Origin of the sequence: Lysobacter sp. TAB13, from assembly GCF_052113885.1 — a bacterium.
Classification (GTDB): domain Bacteria; phylum Pseudomonadota; class Gammaproteobacteria; order Xanthomonadales; family Xanthomonadaceae; genus Lysobacter; species Lysobacter gummosus.
On sequence record NZ_JBFRDR010000006.1, the window covers coordinates 126,860 to 146,787 of the forward strand.

Annotated in this window: 18 protein-coding genes; 12 read left to right on the forward strand and 6 right to left on the reverse strand. The window is 65.3% G+C overall.

What is annotated here, in order from left to right; all coding sequences use genetic code 11:
* The first annotated feature begins 102 nt into the window (after positions 1 to 102).
* Both AB4Y92_RS09480 and AB4Y92_RS09485 read left to right on the forward strand, forming a co-directional pair.
* On the forward strand, positions 103 to 996 hold the full coding sequence (locus tag AB4Y92_RS09480) for a LysR substrate-binding domain-containing protein (RefSeq protein WP_441819403.1): 894 nt from the start codon (positions 103 to 105) through the stop codon (positions 994 to 996).
* A 302-nt stretch (positions 997 to 1,298) separates the two neighbouring features.
* Entirely contained in the window at positions 1,299 to 2,468 is a 1,170-nt protein-coding gene (locus tag AB4Y92_RS09485) for a metallophosphoesterase (RefSeq protein WP_441819404.1), read from the forward strand.
* A 331-nt stretch (positions 2,469 to 2,799) separates the two neighbouring features.
* Here AB4Y92_RS09485 and AB4Y92_RS09490 read toward each other — a convergent pair whose 3' ends face one another.
* From AB4Y92_RS09490 to AB4Y92_RS09515, 6 genes are all read right to left on the reverse strand, one after another.
* The gene (locus tag AB4Y92_RS09490) at positions 2,800 to 3,183 is read right to left on the reverse strand and encodes a hypothetical protein (protein WP_441819405.1); all 384 of its coding nucleotides are present in this window, start codon (positions 3,181 to 3,183) and stop codon (positions 2,800 to 2,802) included.
* A 423-nt stretch (positions 3,184 to 3,606) separates the two neighbouring features.
* The gene (locus tag AB4Y92_RS09495) at positions 3,607 to 4,356 is read right to left on the reverse strand and encodes an AlbA family DNA-binding domain-containing protein (protein ID WP_441819406.1); all 750 of its coding nucleotides are present in this window, start codon (positions 4,354 to 4,356) and stop codon (positions 3,607 to 3,609) included.
* 204 nt (positions 4,357 to 4,560) lie between these two features.
* Positions 4,561 to 5,202: a 3-keto-disaccharide hydrolase gene (locus AB4Y92_RS09500; protein WP_441819407.1), complete on the reverse strand. Its 642-nt coding sequence runs from the start codon at positions 5,200 to 5,202 to the stop codon at positions 4,561 to 4,563.
* Between the two features lie 65 nt (positions 5,203 to 5,267).
* On the reverse strand, positions 5,268 to 5,897 hold the full coding sequence (locus tag AB4Y92_RS09505; RefSeq protein ID WP_441819408.1) for a gluconate 2-dehydrogenase subunit 3 family protein: 630 nt from the start codon (positions 5,895 to 5,897) through the stop codon (positions 5,268 to 5,270).
* A complete protein-coding gene (locus AB4Y92_RS09510; RefSeq protein ID WP_441819409.1) occupies positions 5,897 to 7,699 on the reverse strand; it encodes a GMC family oxidoreductase in 1,803 nt (600 codons plus the stop codon). Before AB4Y92_RS09510 ends, AB4Y92_RS09505 begins: the two co-directional genes overlap by 1 nt.
* A gap of 17 nt (positions 7,700 to 7,716) precedes the next feature.
* Positions 7,717 to 8,565, reverse strand: a complete 849-nt coding sequence (locus tag AB4Y92_RS09515; RefSeq protein WP_441819410.1) for a sugar phosphate isomerase/epimerase family protein — start codon at positions 8,563 to 8,565, stop codon at positions 7,717 to 7,719.
* A gap of 256 nt (positions 8,566 to 8,821) precedes the next feature.
* On the opposite strand from AB4Y92_RS09515, the gene AB4Y92_RS09520 reads away from it, so the two are divergent.
* The 10 genes from AB4Y92_RS09520 to AB4Y92_RS09565 all read left to right on the forward strand — a co-directional run bounded on the left by AB4Y92_RS09520 (position 8,822) and on the right by AB4Y92_RS09565 (position 19,873).
* Positions 8,822 to 10,507, forward strand: coding sequence for a GMC oxidoreductase (locus AB4Y92_RS09520; protein ID WP_441819411.1), 1,686 nt, complete (start codon positions 8,822 to 8,824; stop codon positions 10,505 to 10,507).
* Positions 10,504 to 11,151 (forward strand): gluconate 2-dehydrogenase subunit 3 family protein, encoded by a 648-nt coding sequence (locus tag AB4Y92_RS09525; RefSeq protein WP_441819412.1) that lies wholly within the window; start codon positions 10,504 to 10,506, stop codon positions 11,149 to 11,151. Before AB4Y92_RS09520 ends, AB4Y92_RS09525 begins: the two co-directional genes overlap by 4 nt.
* A gap of 134 nt (positions 11,152 to 11,285) precedes the next feature.
* Positions 11,286 to 12,296: a formylglycine-generating enzyme family protein gene (locus tag AB4Y92_RS09530; RefSeq protein WP_441819413.1), complete on the forward strand. Its 1,011-nt coding sequence runs from the start codon at positions 11,286 to 11,288 to the stop codon at positions 12,294 to 12,296.
* Between the two features lie 88 nt (positions 12,297 to 12,384).
* Positions 12,385 to 13,698, forward strand: coding sequence for a Gfo/Idh/MocA family protein (locus AB4Y92_RS09535; RefSeq protein ID WP_441819414.1), 1,314 nt, complete (start codon positions 12,385 to 12,387; stop codon positions 13,696 to 13,698).
* A gap of 11 nt (positions 13,699 to 13,709) precedes the next feature.
* Positions 13,710 to 14,513, forward strand: coding sequence for a ThuA domain-containing protein (locus AB4Y92_RS09540; RefSeq protein ID WP_441819415.1), 804 nt, complete (start codon positions 13,710 to 13,712; stop codon positions 14,511 to 14,513).
* On the forward strand, positions 14,495 to 15,655 hold the full coding sequence (locus AB4Y92_RS09545) for an FAD:protein FMN transferase (RefSeq protein WP_441819416.1): 1,161 nt from the start codon (positions 14,495 to 14,497) through the stop codon (positions 15,653 to 15,655). The genes AB4Y92_RS09540 and AB4Y92_RS09545 overlap by 19 nt, the downstream gene beginning before the upstream one ends.
* On the forward strand, positions 15,652 to 16,380 hold the full coding sequence (locus tag AB4Y92_RS09550) for a 3-keto-disaccharide hydrolase (protein ID WP_441819417.1): 729 nt from the start codon (positions 15,652 to 15,654) through the stop codon (positions 16,378 to 16,380). The genes AB4Y92_RS09545 and AB4Y92_RS09550 overlap by 4 nt, the downstream gene beginning before the upstream one ends.
* A gap of 106 nt (positions 16,381 to 16,486) precedes the next feature.
* Positions 16,487 to 17,728 carry a nucleoside permease gene (locus AB4Y92_RS09555; protein WP_441819418.1) on the forward strand — a complete coding sequence of 414 codons (1,242 nt, stop codon included), beginning with the start codon at positions 16,487 to 16,489 and terminating at the stop codon, positions 17,726 to 17,728.
* Positions 17,725 to 18,900 (forward strand): Gfo/Idh/MocA family protein, encoded by a 1,176-nt coding sequence (locus AB4Y92_RS09560; RefSeq protein ID WP_441819419.1) that lies wholly within the window; start codon positions 17,725 to 17,727, stop codon positions 18,898 to 18,900. The genes AB4Y92_RS09555 and AB4Y92_RS09560 overlap by 4 nt, the downstream gene beginning before the upstream one ends.
* Positions 18,901 to 18,910: 10 nt before the next feature.
* Positions 18,911 to 19,873, forward strand: coding sequence for a sugar phosphate isomerase/epimerase family protein (locus AB4Y92_RS09565; protein ID WP_441819420.1), 963 nt, complete (start codon positions 18,911 to 18,913; stop codon positions 19,871 to 19,873).
* Positions 19,874 to 19,928: the final 55 nt, after the last annotated feature.

Below are 19,928 nucleotides of genomic sequence, written 5' to 3' on the forward strand. Positions count from 1 at the left end.
GGTAAGGGGCGAAACCGGACGGATCGCTATGGCCGGCATCCTAATTTATGAATTAAACTGGCACAAACGAGTTTATTTCGCCTATTTGTCAGAAAAACTCACATGCCGCATAAGCTCCCACCACTCAATGCGCTGCGTATCTTCGAGGTCGCCGTGCGCGCCGGCAGCTACTCGCTGGCCGCGCGCGAGCTGAACCTGACCCACGGCGCAGTAAGCCGGCAGATCGAGATCCTCGAGCAGTGGCTGGGCCAGCCGCTGTTCCGGCGCGAGGGCCGGCGCATGGTGCCGACCGTGCATGCGCAGGCGTTCGGACGCGAGATCAGCGAGGCCTTCGACCATATCGGCGCGGCCTCCGAACTGTATGGCCGGATCGCCACGCGCAAGGTGATCCGGGTCAACGCGCCGGCGACCTTCGCCATGCGCTGGTTGATTCCGCGGCTCGACGGCTTCCACCGGCTGCAGCCCGATGTCGACGTGCGCGTGTCGACCGCCTTCAGCAACGAATCGGGTTTGCAAGGCACCTTCGATCTGGCCATCCGCCGCACCATCGAGCGCAATGGGCAGTTCGAGGTCGAGCCGATCTTCAGCGAGACCCAGACGGTCATCGCCAGCCCGTCGTTGCTGGCCAACACTCCGCTGCGCGATCCGCAGGACCTCATCGACGGCGTGCTGCTGTACACCGAAACGCGGCCGGGAACCTGGGAAGCCTGGCTGCGCGAAGCCGGCTTCGATTCGCTACGGCCGCTGCGGATGCTGCGTTTCGATCATTTCTTCGTCACTCTGCAAGCGGTGGTGGACGGACTGGGATTCGCCATCGGCACCTTCCCGACGCTGGACATGGACCGTCGGGCCGGACGCATCGTCACGCCCTTCGAGGACATCCGCGCCAGCGGCAGCAGCTACTACCTGCTGGTGCCGCGCGACGGCGACAAGCCCGCGCATCTGCGCGCGTTCGTCGACTGGTTGCTGGCGCAAGGCGCGGCGGGGACGACATAGTCCGAACGCCGCGCAGAGCGCCATATACGCATCATCGAAGCGCCGAGCCGGGTCAGCAACGATCCGCGCAAGCCCACGGTTGCTTCGCGCACGCGTCTCACCGTGACGCCTTGACGACGGTGCGGAAAAAAGAAGGGCCCGGAAATTTCGGGCCCTTTCTTTGTACGCGTATCATTTCCACTGACGGCGTTCGCGTGAGCCCGGCAATATCGGGCCCGCGCGCACCGCGCCGGCGCTGCAGGCGAGCATCGCCGCGGCGCAGATACCCGCTCAGGTCTTGCGTGCCACCGGAGTCACCGATGATGAAGCCGTTTCATATCCTGCGGGCAGTCGTCTTCGCCGCACTGATGTCGCTGGCGGCGAGCGCAACCGCCGCTGGCCAGGAGCGTGCGTCCGCGCCGGCGAGCGCGACGACCTCGCTGCCGGCCGCGATCCTGCCGAGTTTCGACGACGGCCCCTATCTGTTCTATGGCCACGGTCGCATCGATGCGCGCTGGGTCTGCGATGGCAAGGCGACCGAACGCACATTCCCGGCCAAACATTGGCCGGTGACGGTACCGGTGCAATGCGGCCAGACCCGTCCGATCAAAGTGCGCGCGCCAGCCGAGCCGGAACCGGACATTGCGCTCGGACAAGTGGAGCGCATCGCGGCGCTGTCGGACGTGCACGGCCAGTACGACCTGATGGTCCGTCTTCTGCGCAGCAATAGCATCGTCGATCGCAAATTGAACTGGCGGTATGGCCGCGGCCATCTGGTCGTCGTCGGCGACGTGTTCGATCGCGGGCCCAAGGTCAATCAGGTCTTGTGGTTGCTGTACGCTCTGGAGCAACAGGCGCGAGCGGCCGGCGGCGGCGTGCATCTGTTGCTGGGCAATCACGAGATCATGGTGATGGCCAACGACCTGCGTTATGTCAATGACGGCTATAACCGCAACGCCGGCGTGCTCGGCACATCCTATATCGATCTGTACGGCCCTCAGACCGTGCTCGGCCACTGGTTGCGCAGTAAGCCGGCGATCACCCAGATCGACGACCTGTTGTTCGTGCACGGCGGCATCGCTTCGAGCTACTTCGAGATGGATCTGACCCGGGCGCAGATCAACCAGCGCTATCGCGCCACGCTCGGCACAACCAAGTCGGCGTGGCAAGGCAATCCGGAACTGGCCGCGCTCTACAACGGCAAGACCAGTCCGATCTGGTATCGCGGTTACTTCACCGATCCGGAACTCAAACAAGAACAGGTCGATGCCATCGCCGCGCGGCTGGGCGTCAAGCACATCGTCGTCGGCCACACCTCGCACAAGCAGATCGGTAGTTATTTCGACGGCGTCGTCATCGGCGTTGACAGCAGCATCAAGAACGGCGAGTACGGCGAACTGCTGCTGATCGAACGCGGCAAGATGAGTCGCGGCACGCCCGACGGGAAGCGATTGCCCCTGACTGCGGCCGATCGTCTTGCCGAAACTGATTGAGCGCGGTTTGCGGCAGTCACCTCGCTGTTCGAGAGGCGGCGGGCCAGGCGAGCCAAGCCGCCTGGACCAACACTTCGGATAGTGAGCGAACCGCGGCTGTTGTTTGAATCTGCGCGGGCAGGGCTTGATCCTGACGGTGTGTGCATCATGAAGCGTCGTGCACGTGCTGGGCGGAGCAGGGCAGGCGCTACCGAATCAACAAGGCTGATTGCCGTGATCTGGCGTCGAACGGGGGAGGCCTGCAAACCGCTTCGCCAGCCTTCAGTGGCACAGATCACGGCTGCGGCGCCGGCGGCCGCTGAGGCGGCGCCACGTTCGAAATCGCGGTTACTTAGCAATTGCCTGCTGAAGTCCACGTGTCACCGCGGCGTACAACAAGCTCGCCATTGATGCAGCGAAGCGAACTTTGCTGATCTGGTTTTGCGCTTCGCTCCGCAAGAAGCTCCGTTTCGAGCTTTAGTACGCGATCGCGCAGAGCGTCTCGTTCTTGTATTAGGTCAGCGATTTGGCTCTCTACTAATTGGCGACGGGCGAGGGCGAGCTTTTCACTTTCCGTCCGTTTTTTGTCATCAGCCGCGACCTGCTGCTTTCCGATCTGATACGAGGTTCCGCCAGCCGCCGCAATGATGCCAACGAAGACCAAGATCGCTAATGCTGTTCCGACCGATCCCCAGCCTTTGTCATCGCCTTTTCGGCGTATCTGCGTCTCGTCCATAAGCCCCCCGTGTGAGTGCCCAGGATAAGGAAAAGCCCCCCGAGTTGGGGACCTTCACCATGACTTTGACTGGCTGTCGATCCTTGGCGGCCTTCGTGGCGGCATTACGGCTTCCAACCTGGGCCAACCGCGCTTCGCTGTGTTCGCGCCATGCCAGACCTTCAAAGCGGCGGCGCAGTTGTTCGGGCATGGCTGGTTATCGGGCCAGCAAGGCGGGCGAGTAGTCACGGTGACCTCCTGTCTGTGCAAGTAACCCCATGAAATCAAGGAAGAAACGCACTAGGCGCGACCGGATCGCTCTTATCTAGTACTTCGCATAATGTGTATTATGTTAAAAGAAAGGTGTGCCTTTGATAAGTGCCGCGCTGTCGGCAACCGCTGAGTTCAAGATTTTGAATGGGTGCCCTTTCCATTGAACGCACCTTACAGATCTAGCAACCGCCAAATGGCCTGCTTTTTCGCTTGGTAGGTGTCTTCGATGAATTCTTTGTAGTCGTGGGACTGGGAGTCGTCGAAGCGACTTTGTTCGTCGCGAATGAACCGGCTCAACCAGCTATCGTTCGCTTCCCGATGCTCATCCAAGACGCGTAACTGGGCCAGATGCTTTTCCAGATCGAGACCAGGCTGGCTGGAATAGCCTGACTCGATGCGGCGATTTAGCACTGCTTGCAACTGCACATGGCCGGCTTCAGTGGACGTCGTGCCATCACGCACGTAAACCACGCTTGTTCGCAAGCCATCCCCTTCCTTTAGCGCCAGGAACGGCAGGAGTTTGGGATTGTCTTCCACGAGCAAGACTTGGAACGACTTGCCCACTAGGGCCTCGTATTCGGCCGCGCCGAAGGCAAAGTCGAGAATTTGGTACTCCAGCGGCTTGGGCAGGTAGCCGTTGAGCGGCGGGATGAGCTGTGCCTTGTCCTTGATGCTCGGCAAGCCGCTCGGAACGAGGCTGCCATCTGCCTTTTGCGACACACCCGCAATGAGCGCACCGCCGCCTGAATTCGCCAAGGCCAGGATATGACGAGCGAGCTTAGGTAGCACCGGCCAATCGGCTTTGAAGTCAAGGTAGTCGGTCTCGCCGATGTTGCGGCGAAGCAGCTCTCGCAGTGCCTCTCGGGTCGGTTCTGTAAAGAACCGGGCAAATGCTTCGTGTTGTTCTTTGAGAATCGTCATCCAGGGAAACTCGATGCGCATCCCAGTATCAGGCATGCGGGGTCAAAGGCGAGTCGCCGGATCAGTATTACACCCGATTACTACTGCAGCTCCGCGACGTCGGGAGTCTTCTCCGAGACTATGGACTCGGCGTCACCGCCGCCCTGCCCCTTTGTCAGAGCGTGCGGATCAAGTCCTCGCGCAACCCGCCACTATCACGCCCGCTCAGGGCAACACACGCAGCTTGATGTTGCGATAGTGCACTTCGCTGTCCGGATCGTGCGCCTGCAGCGCGAAGGTGCCCGAGGACAGCACCCTGCCCTGCATGTCGGCCGGTCGCTGCGGCTGCTTCGGCTGCGTGTAGTCGATGATCGGCTTGTCGTCGACGAACGTGCGGATGCGGCGGCCCTCCACGCGGATGCGCAGCGTGAACCAGACATCGTCCTTGGCCGGCGCCTGATAGTTGTCCTTGACGGCATACAGGCCGCCGGTGCGCTTGGGGTCGCTGTGGCTGTTGTTGACCTGCACTTCATAGCCTTTGGACGGCCAGCCTTCGTCCTGCCAGGCGGTATGGAAGTAGACGCCGGAATTGGCGCCGGGCTTGGTCATGACTTCCAGCTGCAGTTCGAAGTCGCGGAAATCGTGACGCTGCACCTCGCCGACGTAGTACAGATGCGAACGCGGGCCGTGCACCACGATCTCGCCGTCGCGCACATTGAACGAACCCGGCGCCTCGCTGGCGCGCCAGCCGTCCAGCGTCTTGCCGTCGAACAACGGCTGCCAGTCGCGACGCGCCGGTTCCGCGGCGTGGGCGCTTGCGACACTGGCCAATGCCAGCACGCTGGCGGCGAGCAAACGAATGTACATGCGGTGTGTCCTCCAGGCAGGCCGGCGCGCGGCCGGCACGGAATCGCGACGTGTGATCGGCGGCATCAGCCCACTCCCACCAGTTTGAGCACGTCCGGCGGCGGGCCTTCGAAACTGGCCATCGGCACGTTGCCGACATAGCCCAGGTACTGCCGGCCTTGCGGCGATGTGCAGAACCCGCCGATGGTCAGGTCGCGATAACGGGCGAAGAACCGCGCGGCCTGTTTGAACTCGGCGCGTGCCCTGGGCAGATAGCAGATGTCGTCGCAGATCGCGATGCGCTGGCTCTCGATCGATTCGCCGAAGCTGCGCGAAAAACGCTGCTCCGCCTGCTCGTCCAGCCAGTCGAATCCGGCCAGGATCAATTTGCGATCCTTGACCTGTCGCGGATACGGCGCGCTGACCCATTCGTTGATGAAATCGACCACGCCGACCGCGACCGCGCCCGGCGCATCGGGTTCGTCCGGGACGATCAGGCTGCACAACCCAGTGGCGATGCGCCGCTGGCGTTCGTCCAATGTCAGCGGCCACACCGAACCGGGACCATAGGTCTTGAGCAGATCCGGATCGGTGCCGTAGCCCACGCCCGAAGGCAGCCTGGGCGGCGGCAGGTCGGAACTGCAACCGGCCAGCTGCAACAGCGGCAGCGCGCTGGCCGCGCTCAACATCCACTTCAGCGATGTGCGGCGGTCCATCACAACTCCTTGCGGCGCATGCGCGCCAGGATGTGGTCGCAGGCGCGCCAGGCCAGCGCCATGATGGTCAGCGTCGGGTTCTTGTCGGCATTGGACGCGAACACCGCACCGTCGGTGATGTAGAGATTGTCCACGTCCCAGGTCCGGCACCAGCGGTCGGTGACGGAGGTTTTCGGATCGGCGCCCATGATCGCGCCGCCCAGTTCGTGGATGATCGAACCGCCGGGGGCGATGGCCTTGGCGCCGTCGGTCTCGACCTTGCCCTGCACGCGCCCGCCCATCGCCGTGATGATGTCGGCGAAGGTGCGCTGCATGTGCGCGGCCTGGCGGTTCTCGTGCTCGGACCACTGCCAGTGGAAGCGCAGCACCGGGATGCCCCACTTGTCCTTCGCCTGCGGGTCGATCTCGCAGTACGAGTTTTCGTTCGGAATCATTTCGCCGCGGCCGGCGAAACTGACGAAGGAGCCGTAGTAGCGGCGCACGTCTTGCTTGAACTTCAGGCCGTAGCTGCCGCCGGTGAGCCATTCGAGCTTGGCGCCGGTGCCCGGGCCGGGCATGCGCCGGCCGCCGCCGAACTCGATGTGATAACCGCGCGCGAAACCCAGCTTGCCGGCCAGTTGCTCCTTGTAGAGCCACCATGGCGTGTACATGTGGCCGCCGTCGGCGCCGTCCTCGTTGTGCAGCGGCAGGTTCTCCAGGATCGGAACCTGTCCGGTCAGATCGGCGCCGACGGTATCCATTACATAACGGCCGACCTTGCCGCTGGAATTGGCCAGACCGTCGGGAAACGAAGTGGATTTCGAATTGAGCAGGATCCGCGCCGATTCGCAGGCGCTGGCGGCCAGAATCACCACGCGCCCGGAGGCGGCGAATTCCTTGCCGCTGGTCTTGTCGATGAAGCGCACACCGTCGGCCTTGCCGTTCGCGCCCAGCACGACTTCGCGCACCATGGCGTTGCAGACGATGTCGAGCCGGCCGGTCGCCAGCGCCGGCGGCAGATGCACGGTGGTCGATTGGTAGTTGGCGCCGGTCGAGCAGCCGCGACCGCAGGGCGTCGCCCACCAGCAGGCCGCGCGACGCAGCATGGACTCGCGCAAGATTCGCTGCGCCTCGGGGTTGCCCGGATGCAGTTTGGCCGGCAGGTTGTCCGCGTCCAGGCGCCGGGTCAGCACTGCGCGGTGTCCGGCGATCACCGGAACACCCAAACGTCCGGCGCGCTGCTGCACCAGCAGATCGCTGACCCTGGGCTTGGGCGGCGGCAGCAATACGCCGGCGGGCGAATTGGGCGTGTTTTCCAGACCGTCGTTGTCGCCGTACACGCCGATCAGCATCTCGACCTTGTCGTAGTACGGCGCCACATCGGCGTAGTCGATCGGCCAGTCGAAGCCCAGGCCGTCGCGGCTGTGGGGCTTGAAGTCGTAAGGACCGTTGCGCAGCGAGATCCGTCCCCAGTGATTGGTGCGGCCGCCGAGCATGCGCGCGCGCCACCAGTCGAACCGGCCGGCATCGTCGCGTCGTGTGTTGACGTAAGGTTCGCCCGGCACCTGCCAGCCGCCGTCGACGGTGGCATCGTAAAAACCGAAGGCTTTTTCCGGCGTGTCCACGCCGCGCAGCGGCGCCTGGTCCGGGGTCTGGAACATCGCGGTTTCGGTCGCCGGCGTGTAGTTGCGCCCGGCTTCGAGCATCAACACCTTGGCGCCGTCCATGCACAGCGTGTAGGCGCTCTGGCCGCCGGCGGCGCCGGAGCCCACCACGATCACGTCATAGGTTTGTTTGATGGCGCTTGCGGTCAGGAAAGGCACGGTATGACCTCAGCGCGTCACGCTTTCAGGCGGCGCAGATAATCGAAACTCAGCTTCGCGCTTTCCAGCGGCGCTCGTTCGAAATTCTCTTGCTCGACGAAGTAATGGCGGATGCGCTGAGGGTCCATGGCGGCGAACAGCTTGGGCCAGTCCACGCGGCCGCTGCCGACCTCGGTGGTCTGGGCATCGACGCGATCGACCAGCGTCTTCGCGTCCTTGCGCACGTCCTTGATGTGCAGCGCCGAAATACGATCGGCATGGCGGGTGAGCAGCCGCAGCGGATCGGCGCCGGCGGTGGTGACCCAGCCGATGTCGAGCTCCATCGTCACCAGCTTCGGATCGGTCAGCCGCAACAGTTCGTCGTAGGCCACCACGCCGTCGAACGAGCGGAATTCCATATTGTGGTTGTGGTAGCCGCAGGTGATGCCCGCCTTGCGGGTCAGCTCGCCTATGCGGTTGAGCTGCTCGGCGTTCCATTTCCAGTCGTCCAGCGTCATGCCGGCCGCGAGCGCATTGCCGTCCTTGAAACGCGCATCGGCGGTCGAGGGAAACGAGATCACGATATAGCGCGCGCCGATGGCTTCCGCGAAGTCGATGCGCTGCTGAAAATCCTTCTGCGCATCGCTCATGCCGCAATGCATGCTGGGCGCGGTCAGGCCGTTGTCCCTAAGCATGGCCCGCACGTCGGCGGCGGACGCCTTGGGTATGCCGGCGAACTCGACCTCGCCGTATCCGATCGCGGCGACCGCCTTCAAGGCCGCCGGCAGGTCCTTCGCGACATCGTCGCGGATCGTCCACAACTGCAGCCCGACCGGCTTGCCCAGCGGCCCGGTGCGCGGTTTCGCGGCAAAGACATTCGGGGACATCATCGCGACAAGGGCAAGCGAACCGCTTTGGAGGAAAGCACGTCGAGTCAGCATGGTGTTCTCGCTATGTCAAAAAATGTCAGGGCTGGAATTCAACAAATCCAAAAAATGTCAGGACCGGAATTCGACAAGCGATGCTGCATTGCGACAACGTGTAAGCATCACCTGTCGGTTGTGACACGCCTTGTGACAGGCGTTTCGATGCTACCGGCTTTTCGCGGTAGAGTCCTGATCGAGCCAGCCTGGGAAGTGTGGTATGCCAGCCGGAAACAATTTCTTTGACGCAATCGTGGTCGGAACCGGGATCAGCGGTGGATGGGCTGCGAAGGAGCTCACCGAGAAAGGATTGAAAACCCTGGTGCTCGATCGCGGACGGATGGTGAAGCACGGCGAGTACCCTACCGCGCTCGAACAGATCTGGGAGCTGCCCTATGCCGGCCGCCCCACGCAGGACGATCTGCAGCACCAGATGGTCACGCAACGCGCCGGCGTGCTGACGCAGGCGAACAAGCACTGGTTTGTCGACGACACTGAGCATCCCTACATCGAGAAGAAACCTTTCGGCTGGGTGCGCGGCTATCACGTCGGCGGCCGTTCCATCATGTGGGGCCGGCAGTCGTATCGCTGGAGTCCGATGGACTTCGAGGCGAACGCGAAAGAAAACATCGCGGTCGACTGGCCCATCCGTTACGAAGACCTCGCGCCGTGGTACGACCGCGTGGAGAGCTTCATCGGCGTAAGCGGCCAGGCCGAAGGCTACACGCAATTGCCGGACGGCAAGTTCCTGCCGCCGATGGCCCTGAACTGCGTCGAGCTGCATCTGAAGGAAGCGATCGCGAGCAAAATGGGGCGCGCGCTCACCATCGGCCGGACCGCGAATCTCACCGCTCCCCTCGCCCACAGCCCGCAGCGCGGCACCTGCCAGTACCGCAACCTGTGCGTTCGCGGCTGCCCGTTCGGGGCTTACTTCAGCAGCAACTCCAGCACGCTGCCCGCGGCGGAGAAAACCGGAAACATGACGCTGCGGCCCAATTCGATCGTCTATGAGCTGATCTTTGATGCGAAGAACGACCGCGCCAGCGGCGTGCGCGTGCTCGATGCGGAAACCAACGAGCAGATGGAATTCCACGCCAAGGTGATCTTCCTGTGCGCGTCGACGTTCGGCTCTACCTCGATCCTGATGAATTCGGTCTCCAGCCGCTTTCCGGAAGGGTTCGGCAACGACAGCGGCGAGCTGGGCTGCAACATCATGGATCATCACCTGGGCATCGGCGCCACCGCGCTGGTGGAAGGCTTCGACGATCAGTACTACAGCGGCCAGCGCCCCAACGGCATCTACATTCCGCGCTTCGTCAATATCGGCAAGGACAAGCGCTCGTACCTGCGCGGTTTCGGTTACCAGGGCGGCGCGGGGCGATCGGGATGGACCCGGCTCATGGAAGACGCCACGCTGGGCGCGGACCTGAAGACCAAGGCCGCGCAGCCTGGGCCTTGGGGCATGCGACTGGTGGGGTTCGGCGAAACTCTTCCGTATCACGACAACCGCGTGGTCTTCGATCGCGCGCGCAAGGACAAGCACGGGCTGCCGGTGCTGGAGTTCGATGCCGGCATGCGCGAAAACGAAACGAAGATGCGCAAGGACATGGCGACAGAAGCCGCGACGATGCTGGACGCGGCGGGATTCAAGAACGTGCGCGAGTACGACAACGCCGACGATCTGGGCATGGGCATCCATGAGATGGGCACCGCGCGCATGGGCTGGGATCCGAAAACCTCCGTGCTCAATGCCTGGAACCAGGTGCACGCGTGCAAGAACGTCTATGTCACCGACGGTTCCTGCATGACCTCGTCGGCCTGCCAGAACCCCTCGCTCACGTACATGGCGTTGACGGCGCGCGCCGCCGACCACGCCGTGCAGGAACTCAAGCGGATGAATCTATGACGACCGACCTCAACCGCCGCGAGGCGATACGCCGCGTCGCCTTGCTGATGGGCGGCGCGGTTTCGGCGCCGGCCATCCTGGGCGTGCTCGCCGGCTGCTCGGCCGAACCGGGCGCATCCACCGAGCCGGGCAAGAATGCCGAATGGAAGCCGCTCTTCCTTACCCAGGCGCAGGCCGCGCTGGTGGCGGAAGTCGCCGAGATCATGATTCCGCGCACCGATACGCCGGGCGCGAAGGATGTCGGCATCGCGGCTTTCATCGACAAGATGTTGAAGGATGTCTACCCGAAGGACGATCAGGCGCGCTTCGTCGCCGGACTGGCGGACTTCGAAACCCAGGCCAAGCGCGAACACGGGCGCGCCTTCCTCGAACTGGAACCGGCGCTGCGCGCGGCGGCGGTGAAACAGGCGCACGACCCGGCGGTCAAGGCGGAGCATGAGTCCACCCTGCCCCTCGCCCAGCGCCATCGTCCTTTCATCCTCACGATGAAAGAACTCACCTTGCTCGGTTACTTCACTTCCGAACCCGGCGCCACGCAGGTGTTGCAGTACCGCCCGATTCCGGGCGTGTACCACGCATGCGTGCCGCTGGCGCAGGCGGGCAACGGCAAGACCTGGGCCACCGAAACCAGCCGCGCGTTCTGATCCGCGTTGCGCATTGCGTAACTCCGCACGGCGACAGCACAGCCCCGCGACCGCGACGATGATGCAGTGCAAATTGACATCCTCGCACCCCTGGGGCAAGTTCAGTTTAGATCGATCTAAATCAATGGATGCACATGCATCGACTTGCGATTTCGACGGCGGCCGCGCTGGGCCTTACCGCACTCGTGCCATCTGTGTTGCTGATCGGCGCGCCGGCCTTCGCCAAAGGCCCGCCGGCCGATCTCAAGGCGTACACCGAGTCGGTGGCGGGCACCGCCATCGGCTTCGACATGGTGCCGATCCCCGCCGGCCGCTACCGCATGGGCAGCCCCGCCTCGGAATCCGGACGCGAGGCCGATGAAGGCCCGCAAGCCGAGGTCGCGGTCGGCGCGTTCTGGATGAGCAAGTACGAAGTCACCTGGGACGAGTACGACCAATTCCGCAAACTCGCGCCGAAGCTGAGCAAAGGCGCCGACGCGCCCAGCGATGCGGTGACCGGGCCGACGCCGCCTTACGCCGACGAATCCTGGGGATTCGGCAAGGGCCGCCAGCCCGCCATCGGCATGACCTGGCATGCGGCCACCGAGTACTGCCGCTGGCTGTCGGCGAAGACCGGACATCACTATCGCCTGCCGACCGAGGCCGAATGGGAATACGCGGCCCGCGCCGGCACCAGCACGCCGTGGTCGTCGGGCGAAGACGCCGCATCGCTCGATGCCAGCGCGTGGCATGCCGGCAACGCCAACAGCGCGCCGCATCGCGTCGGCGGCAAGAAGCCGAACGCATTCGGCTTGTACGACATGCACGGCAACGTCGCCGAATGGACCCTCGACCGCTACGACCCCAAGCGCTACGCCGCGCTGAAAGGCCCGGCCGCCAAGGACCCAGTCGCCCTGCCCGGCGCGGCGCGCTATCCGCACGTGGTACGCGGCGGTTCCTTCGAAGACGATGCCGCCCACCTTCGCAGCGCCGCGCGCCGCGCCTCCAAACCGGCCTGGAGCCGCCGCGATCCGCAGGAACCGCAAAGCGTCTGGTGGCATACCGACGCCAGCTTCGTGGGCTTCCGCGTGGTGCGGGCGATGGATGAGGTGCCGGCGTTGAAGCAGTTCAAATCGAAGGTGACGCGCGCCAGTCCCAATCAATAGCGCGGCAATCAGACGCAGCGAGCCGCTTGGCGCTTATCGCGCGGACGCGCTCACCGACACACAAACGCAACCCACATGGAAAGGCACCATGACCGACGAACGCAACCGCGAGGCAACGCTTCCCTTCGATCCGCTGCGCCGCGAGTTCCTGCAAAGAGGCGTCGGCACCGCCGCCGCGGTCGGCCTGGCTTCCGTGTTCGGCAGCGCGTATGCCGGCGGCAGCGACGAAATCCGCGTGGGCCTGATCGGCGCCGGCGGCCGCGGCACCGGCGCGCTGCGCAACGTGCTGGAAGCCGCGCCCGGCGTGCGCGTGGTCGCCATCGGCGATGTGTTCCCGGAGCAGTTGGGCAAGAGCATCGCCGCGATCGAAGCCAAGCTCGGCAAGCCGATCGGCGTACCGCCGGAACGACAGTTCTCCGGGCTCGATGCCTATAAGAAGGTCATCGCCCAGGACATCAATTACGTCATCCTGGCCAGCCCGCCGGCGTTCCGGCCCGAGCACCTGAAGGCGGCGATCGAAGCCGGCAAGCACGTGTTCACGGAGAAACCCATCGCGGTGGATTCCCCGGGCGTGCGCCAGGTGCTGGCGCTGTCGGACATCGCCGACGGCAAGGGCCTGAAGATCGCCGCCGGCACGCAGCGCCGGCATCAGGCCGGTTATCTCGACACGATCAAGCGCATCCACGACGGCGCCATCGGCGAAATCGTCGCCGCCCGCGCGTACTGGAACCAGGGCGGGCTGTGGCATGTCGACCGCAAGCCGGGCTGGAGCGACGGCGAGTGGATGCTGCGCAACTGGCTGTACTTCAACTGGCTGGCCGGCGACATCATCGTCGAACAGCACATCCACAATATGGACGTGGTCAACTGGGCGATGAATGCGCATCCGGCCAGCGCGGTGAGTCTGGCGGGCCGGCAAGTGCGTACCGAATCGGTGTTCGGCAATGTGTACGACCATTTCGCCACCGATTTCGAATACGAAAGCGGCGCGCACATGATCAGCATGTGCAGGCAGATGGACGGCTGCGCCAACAACATCTCCGAGGTCCTGGTCGGCACGCGCGGCAATTCGCGCGTGGATCAGCACGTCATCACCGGCGCCAATGCCTGGAAGCGCGACTCGCGCCTGGCCGAGAGCGATATCGATCCGTATGTGCAGGAACACGCCGACCTGATCGCGGCGATCCGCGGCGGCAAGCCGCTCAACGAGCTCAAGCAGGTTTCGGAAGCCACCCTGACCGCGATCATGGGACGCATGGCCGGTTACAGCGGCGGCCGCGTCACCTGGGAGGACGCGCTCAATTCGCAGGAATCGCTGGCGCCCGCGCCGTTCACCCTGAGCGGTTCGATCGCGGTGCCGGTCGTCGCCATGCCCGGCCGGACCGGCGACAAGCAGGCATGAGGACGCGGCCCATGACGATGACTTGGTTATCGATGGGCCCTTCGCGCAGGCCGGCCGCGGCAGGCTGGCTGTTCGCGATGTTGTTTCTCGCCGTCTGCTGCTTTCCCGCCGCCGCGGCGCCAGGCGAGCGCGCGGCCAAGGCTCTGCCCTCGGTGCTCTACTTCACCTACTCATCGGGCTACAAGCACGAAGTCGTTCCCGAGTCCGAGCAAATCCTGGTCAAGCTCGGCGAAGACTCCGGCCGCTTCCGCGTGACCGTCAGCCACGACCCGGCGATTATCGACGCCGCGCAGTTGGCGCGCTACGACGCCGTCGTGTTCTACACCACCGGCGAACTGCCGATCGACGCGCGGCAGAAGCGCGATCTGCTGGCCTTCGTCGAAGGCGGCAAGGGCTTCGTCGGCGTGCACAGCGCCAGCGATACTTTCTATCAGTGGCCGCAGTACGGCCGCATGCTCGGCGGCTATTTCGACGAACACCCGTGGAATCAGGAAGTCACGGTCAAGGTCGAAGACCGCAAGCATCCCGCCACGCGCGGGCTGGGCGCGAGTTTCGTCATCGCCGATGAGATCTATCAGTTCAAGGACTGGTCGCGCGCCGACGTGCATGTGCTGCTGAGCCTGGACACCGGTTCGGTCGATCTGAAGCATCCCAAGGTGCATCGCCAGGACGGCGATTTCGCCCTGGCCTGGACGCGCACCCAGGGCAAGGGCCGCGTGTTCTATACCGCGCTCGGTCATCGCCCGGAGGTCTGGCGCGATCCGCGCTTCCAGGGCCTGCTGATCGGCGGCCTGGAATGGGTGTTGGGCAAGTGAAGCGCCTGCTGGCCGCGTTCGCGATCTTCGCCGCGCTGTCGGCGACGGCGTTCGCGACGCGTGCGCAGGCCCCGCTCACGCGCTACCAGCGCAGCGAAGCGCACATGGGTACGCAGACCCGCATCGTGGTGTACGCCGCCGATGCGGCGAGCGCCGAGCGGGCGATGCGCGCCGGTTTCGCCCGCATCGCGCAACTCGACGGCGAACTCAGCGACTATCGCGAAGACAGCGGCCTGATGCGCCTGGCCGCGCAGGCCGGCCGCGGCGACATCGCGGTCGGCGAGGATCTGTTCCGCGTGCTGCAGGCCAGCCAGGACGTGGCCGAACGCTCCGGCGGCGCCTTCGATGTCACCCAGGGCGCGCTCACCCGCTTGTGGCGCAGCGCACGCAAGCTCAGCGAATTGCCGCGCAGCGAACGCATCGAACGCGCGCGCGCGAACGGCGGCTATCGCTATCTGCATCTGGATGCGCAGGCGCGCACCGTCCGCATCGATCGGCCCGGCATCGGCCTAGACGTCGGCGGCATCGCCAAGGGCTACGCGGCCGATGAAGCCTTGGCGGCGGTCACCAGGCAAGGCGTGACGCGCGCGTTGGTCGCGCTGGGCGGAGACATCGCGGTGTCCGACGCGCCGCCGGACGCGCCGGGCTGGCGCGTGAGCATCGCGCCGCTGGCGTTCGCGCCAGCCTCGCCGCGAGAATCCGCGCAAACGCGCGAGGCGCCCGCGCAAACGACGCTGTACCTGCGCCACGCCGCCGTCTCCACCGCCGGCGATGCCGAACAATGGTTCGAGGTCGATGGCCGGCGCTATTCGCATCTGATCGATCCGCGCAGCGGCTGGCCGATGCAGGGCCGCAGCGCGACCACGGTGATCGCGCGCCGCGGCATCGACGCCGACGGCCTGGATACCGCCGCCGCCCTGCTCGGTCCGATCGAAGGCGCGCGGCTGATCGAATCGGTGCCGGGCGCGGCCATGCGCATGGAGCGCGACGATCCGCTCGCGAATGCGACCGAGGTACGTGCTTCGACCGGCTGGCCGCGCCAGAATCGTTCGCTGTACGACGGCGCCGCCCCGCTCCATGGCCGCGCCGCCGTCGCGGCCACCGCTCGCCCTCTCCCGCCGACATCATCGAGCCCGCCATGATCCGTTCCGTCCATCTGCAACAATTCCTGCCGCCCATGGCGCTGTGCATCCTGCTGGCCTGCGCCACCAGTGCGAGCGCCGCCCGGCCCGCGGCGAGCAACAGCCCGAGCGCCGCCGAACGCCGCGAAGGTTTCGTGTCGCTGTTCGACGGCCGCTCGCTGCAGGGGTGGCACGGCTACGGCAAGTCCGGGCAGCCGGTGCAGGGATGGAAGGCCGTCGACGGCGCACTGGTGCGCACTGAGGCCGGCGGCGATCTGGTCAGCGACAAGCAGTACGGCGATTTCGAATTGCGCATCGACTGGAAGATATCGCCCGGCGGCAACAGCGGCATCTTCTATCGCGGCACCGAGTCGGAGCCGCAGATCTACCGCAGCGCGATCGAGTACCAGGTGCTCGACAACGACCATCATCCCGACGGCAAGAACGGGCGCGACCGCTGGGCCTCGGCCCTGTACGGCCTGTATCCGCCGGCCAAGATCACGACCCGCCCGGTCGGCGAATGGAACCAGGCCCGGATCGTCGTGCGCGGCGACCACGTCGAACATTGGCTCAACGGCGAGAAAGTGGTCGAATGCACACTGGGCTCGCCGGACTGGAAGGCCCGCGTGGCGGCGAGCAAGTTCAAGGACTGGCCGTCCTTCGGTGTCGCCCGCAGCGGCGTCATCGGCCTGCAGGATCACGGCGACGCCGTCAGCTATCGCAACATCCGCATTCGCGAGCTTTGATGTTTGGAGGGCATCGGTTCACCGATCGCCGCCCTCGATACCGGTCCACCAAAAACTGATCGCAAGGCTCGACGCCCCCCATCCACTCCAGCGCCACGGGAACGCCATGACCGCATCCATCCGCATCCGCCTGTCGGTCATGATGTTCCTGCAGTACTTCGCCTGGGGCGCGTGGACGGTCACGATGGGCACGTATCTGCTGCAGGCGATGAAATTCAGCGGCGAACAGACCGGTCTGGCCTACGGCACCTCGGCGATCGCGGCGATCGTCTCGCCGCTGTTCGTGGGGCTGGTGGTGGATCGCTGGTTCGCCAGCCAGCGCGCTCTGGCGGTGTTGTTCCTGCTCAGCGCGGCCACGCTGTACTACACCTCGCTGCAAACCAGCTTCGTGCCGTTCTATGCGGCCTTGCTGCTGCACATGCTGTGCTTCATGCCGACCATCGCGCTCAGCAACGCGGTCGCGTTCCGCCACATGGACAATCCGCAGCAGCAATTCCCCGGCGTGCGCGTGCTCGGCACGATCGGCTGGATCGCCGCCGGCTGGCTGGTCGGGTATGTGCTGCACGCGGAAAACAGCGCGGTCCAGTTCCTGGTCTCGGTGATCGCCCTGGTGGTGCTGGGCCTGTTCTCGCTGGCGTTGCCGCACACCCCGCCGCTGCCGCGGGCGCAGGACGCGGCGCGACCGGGCTTGCGCGATTTCCTTGGGCTTGACGCGCTGCAGCTGATGCGCAACAGATCGTTCGCGGTGTTCATGATCGGCTCGCTGCTGGTGTGCATCCCGCTGCAGTTCTATTACGCCTTCACCAACGGCTTCCTCAACGAAATCGGCGTGTCCAACGCCGCCGGCAAGATGACCTTCGGGCAGATGTCCGAGATCGCCTTCATGTTGGCGATGCCCCTGTTCTTCCGCCGCCTGGGCATCAAGGCGATGCTGCTGATCGGCATGGCCGCGTGGGCGGCGCGTTATCTGCTGTTCGCCAGCGGCGACAGCGGCCAGCTGATGTGGATGCTGTACCTGGGCATCCTTCTGCACGGCGTGTGCTACGACTTCTTCTTCGTCAGCGGCCAGATCTATGTCGACCGCGAAGCGCCGGCGCACCTGCGCGCCTCCGCGCAGGGCTTCCTGACCCTGGTGACCTGGGGCGTGGGCATGTTGATCGGCTCATGGCTGTCGGGCAAGGCGGTCGACGCCTATCGCATCGCCGGCGATGCCGGCCTGCACGACTGGTCGCGAATCTGGCTGATCCCCGCCGTCGGCGCGGCCGCGGTCTTCGTCTTGTTCGCGTTGTTCTTCCGCGACCGTGCACCGCAACAACCCACGGCCAGTCAGGGAGCGTCCTCGCCATGAAAGCGTTGCGCGCAGGCCTGATCGGCGCGGGCTTTATCGGCCCCTGGCATGTCGACGCGATCCGGCGCCTGGGCCATGTCGAAGTCGCCGCGCTCGCCGGCAGCGACCTGCCGCGCGCCCAGGCGCGCGCACGCGAACTCGCCATTCCGCAGGCGTATGGCGACTGGCGCAGCCTGATCGAAGACCCGCGCATCGATGTGGTCCACATCGCCACGCCCAACCGCCTGCACTACCCCATCGCCCTGGCGGCGATCGCGAACGGCAAGCACGTGGTCTGCGACAAACCGCTCGCCGATACCGTCGAACAAGCGCGCGAGTTGCTGGCGGCGACACGCGCCGCCGGCGTCTTCCACGCGGTGACCTTCAACTATCGCGGCAATCCGCTGGTGCAGCAGGCGCGCGCCGCCATCGCCGCGGGTCAGATCGGCAAACCGCATCTCGTGCACGGCCAATATCTGCAGGACTGGTTGCTGCACGACAGCGACTGGTCCTGGCGCCTGGAACCGGATCAACTCGGCGCATCGCTGGCCCTGGCCGACATCGGTTCGCACTGGTGCGATCTGGCCCAGCACGTCACCGGTCTGCGCATCGCGCAGGTGCTGGCCGATCCGGTCACGGTGGTGCCGCGCCGGCGCAAGCCCGCGCAATCGGCCGGCAGCTTCGCGGCAAGCGGTGCCGGCGACGACGCGCAATGGGTCGACATGGCCAGCGAAGACATGGCGACGGTCTTGCTGCGTTTCGACAACGGCGCACGCGGCAGTCTGACGGTCGGCCAGGTCTGCGCCGGCCACAAGAACGATCTGGTACTGGAAGTCTGCGCGGCGGCCGGTTCGATGAAATGGCGCCAGGAAGCGCAGAACGAATTGTGGATCGGCCACCGCGGCCGCGCCAACGAACTGCTGCAGAAAGACCCGAGCCTGCTGTTGCCGGAAGCCCGGCCTTATGCGCGCCTGCCCGGCGGCCACCAGGAATCCTGGAGCGACGCGTTCTGCAATCTGATGCACGACATCTACGCATCGATCGCCGGCTGGCCCGACACCGGCGCCGCCCTGCCGCCCACGGTGGCGACCTTCCACGACGCGCTGCGCGTGCAGTGCACGATCGACGCCATGCTCGACAGCGCCGCCGGCGGCGGCGTGTGGACGTCGGTCGCCGCGTCCCCCGACCCTTGAGGACCATCGCATGAAACTCGGCGTGTTCACCCCATTGTTCGCCAAGCTGAGTCTTGAACAGATGCTGCGCAAGGTGCAGGCCGCCGGATTGGACGCGGTCGAACTCGGCGCCGGCGGCTTTCCCGGCGCTGATCACCTCGATGTCGAAGGCCTGCTCGCCTCGACCGATCGAGCGCGCGATTTCCGCGCGCTCATCGCCGATCACGGCCTGATCGTCAGCGCCCTGTCCTGCCATGGTAATCCGCTGCATCCCAATGCCGATATCGCCCGGCGCGACGACGCCATCCTGCGCCGCACCGTGCGCCTGGCCGAACGCCTTGAAGTGCCGGTGGTGATCACCTTCTCCGGCTGCCCCGGCGACAGCGACACCGCGCGCATCCCCAACTGGATCACCTCGCCGTGGCCGCCGGAGATGCTGCAGACGCTGGAATGGCAGTGGAACGAGAAAGCGATTCCGTACTGGCGCGGGGCCACCGCCGATGCGCGCGAGCACGGCATCCGCATCGCCCTGGAACCGCATCCGAACTTCATCGTGCACAACGCCGACACGGCGCTGCGCCTGCGCGCGGCGGCCGGCGATCATCTCGGCGTCAACCTCGATCCCAGCCACATGCTGTGGCGCGGCGTCGACATGCCGCAGGCGATCCGCGCACTGGGCCCGGCGATCTTCCACTTCCATGCCAAGGACGTCGCCCTGGACCGCGCCAACACCGCCGTCAACGGCGTGATCGACGGCAGGTCGTATCGCGACATCGCGCAACGCGCGTGGAGCTTCCGCTCGGTCGGGCATGGGCACGACCTGCTGGTGTGGAAGCAGATCATGCAGGCCTTGCGCGTCGCCGGTTACGACTATGTGGTGAGCCTGGAACATGAGGACGCGCTGATGTCCACCGAGCAAGGTTTCCAGACCGCCATCGACACGCTGAAGCTGGCGCTACTGCGCGAGGCGCCCGACGAGCCGTGGTGGACCTGAGCCGCCGCGCCGGATATCGCACTGCCCGCACCGCCCGATACGATCACCGACAGGA

Bases quoted from the DNA above. Each gene is read 5' to 3' on its own strand.
- AB4Y92_RS09480 (WP_441819403.1), top strand. From the start codon at position 103: ATGCCGCATAAGCTCCCACCACTCAATGCGCTGCGTATCTTCGAGGTC.
- AB4Y92_RS09485 (WP_441819404.1), top strand. From the start codon at position 1,299: ATGAAGCCGTTTCATATCCTGCGGGCAGTCGTCTTCGCCGCACTGATG.
- AB4Y92_RS09490 (WP_441819405.1), bottom strand. From the start codon at position 3,183: ATGGACGAGACGCAGATACGCCGAAAAGGCGATGACAAAGGCTGGGGA.
- AB4Y92_RS09495 (WP_441819406.1), bottom strand. From the start codon at position 4,356: ATGACGATTCTCAAAGAACAACACGAAGCATTTGCCCGGTTCTTTACA.
- AB4Y92_RS09500 (WP_441819407.1), bottom strand. From the start codon at position 5,202: ATGTACATTCGTTTGCTCGCCGCCAGCGTGCTGGCATTGGCCAGTGTC.
- AB4Y92_RS09505 (WP_441819408.1), bottom strand. From the start codon at position 5,897: ATGGACCGCCGCACATCGCTGAAGTGGATGTTGAGCGCGGCCAGCGCG.
- AB4Y92_RS09515 (WP_441819410.1), bottom strand. From the start codon at position 8,565: ATGTCCCCGAATGTCTTTGCCGCGAAACCGCGCACCGGGCCGCTGGGC.
- AB4Y92_RS09520 (WP_441819411.1), top strand. From the start codon at position 8,822: ATGCCAGCCGGAAACAATTTCTTTGACGCAATCGTGGTCGGAACCGGG.
- AB4Y92_RS09525 (WP_441819412.1), top strand. From the start codon at position 10,504: ATGACGACCGACCTCAACCGCCGCGAGGCGATACGCCGCGTCGCCTTG.
- AB4Y92_RS09530 (WP_441819413.1), top strand. From the start codon at position 11,286: ATGCATCGACTTGCGATTTCGACGGCGGCCGCGCTGGGCCTTACCGCA.
- AB4Y92_RS09535 (WP_441819414.1), top strand. From the start codon at position 12,385: ATGACCGACGAACGCAACCGCGAGGCAACGCTTCCCTTCGATCCGCTG.
- AB4Y92_RS09540 (WP_441819415.1), top strand. From the start codon at position 13,710: ATGACGATGACTTGGTTATCGATGGGCCCTTCGCGCAGGCCGGCCGCG.
- AB4Y92_RS09545 (WP_441819416.1), top strand. From the start codon at position 14,495: ATGGGTGTTGGGCAAGTGAAGCGCCTGCTGGCCGCGTTCGCGATCTTC.
- AB4Y92_RS09550 (WP_441819417.1), top strand. From the start codon at position 15,652: ATGATCCGTTCCGTCCATCTGCAACAATTCCTGCCGCCCATGGCGCTG.
- AB4Y92_RS09555 (WP_441819418.1), top strand. From the start codon at position 16,487: ATGACCGCATCCATCCGCATCCGCCTGTCGGTCATGATGTTCCTGCAG.
- AB4Y92_RS09560 (WP_441819419.1), top strand. From the start codon at position 17,725: ATGAAAGCGTTGCGCGCAGGCCTGATCGGCGCGGGCTTTATCGGCCCC.
- AB4Y92_RS09565 (WP_441819420.1), top strand. From the start codon at position 18,911: ATGAAACTCGGCGTGTTCACCCCATTGTTCGCCAAGCTGAGTCTTGAA.